Annotated in this window: 1 protein-coding gene; it reads right to left on the reverse strand. The window is 31.6% G+C overall.

The features are described from left to right. Nucleotides 1–652: 652 nt before the first annotated feature. Nucleotides 653–905 (reverse strand): IS3 family transposase (locus JM172_RS24505; RefSeq protein WP_214484986.1); only part of this gene is annotated, 253 nt, incomplete at its 5' end.

Raw genomic sequence — 905 nt, forward strand, 5'->3', positions numbered from 1 at the left:
TCCCATAAAAGCACAAAAAGTAGGAATAAGTGTACTATTCCTACTTTTTAGCTGTTATATGTTTGTATATCAATGAACACCAAATTCAATTCTAGTTTACATAATCATAACTATTGGAACCAATATAATTCCACAATCCTTGACCAATGGTTTTTTAAGGTTGAAAATTTTTCATATATACATGATTTTATACATTGTTGAATTATATAGGTTTTGAAGAGGGGGAATTTTATTATTTCCGGAATTTCTTGCATAAAAAGTTTTTGCAATATGAGGTGTTAGTAAACATAAGTTGAGTTTCCAACTAATTTACCGATAGTGTTATTCCACAATAAGGCACATATCTGAAATATAGATATGTGCCATTATTCATTTTAGGGCCATATTGTGGAATAACAAGTTTTTTTGATTATTTATTTAGTAGGTTATAACTTGCAGGAACTGGCTTAATTAGCTGACTCAGACTATATAAAAATATATTAAATCCCATTTCTGTTATAGGAGGGGGATTTTTAAAGTTCTATACCCAGGCTAAGTATTATAGGAAATATATAAGATCTTCTGGATGAAACAATGCTATTAGCTTATAAGACTTATTTTGTATTGTGGTTACTAAAAAACACATTTCATTAGTGTTTAATAACTAAAGCATTTAAAGCACGAGTTTGAGCGCGAATAGTTTCGATTTGGGCACACGGTCCAGTATCTTGTATAAAAATACGATATGTGTGACATCCAGCATTTGGATAATCAACCCATGTAAGGTTAGGGGTTCTTTAAGGTGTCTAGTTTTGTACGCAATAGGGCTTGCATACCCTAATGTGCTATTACGAATATGGTTAAACCAATGCACGTAGTCATGGAGTTCTCGTGTTAATTCTTCTAAACTTTCATACTGCCTCCCT

It is taken from the genome of Bacillus sp. SM2101 (assembly GCF_018588585.1).
GTDB lineage: Bacteria > Bacillota > Bacilli > Bacillales > SM2101 > Nanhaiella > Nanhaiella sioensis.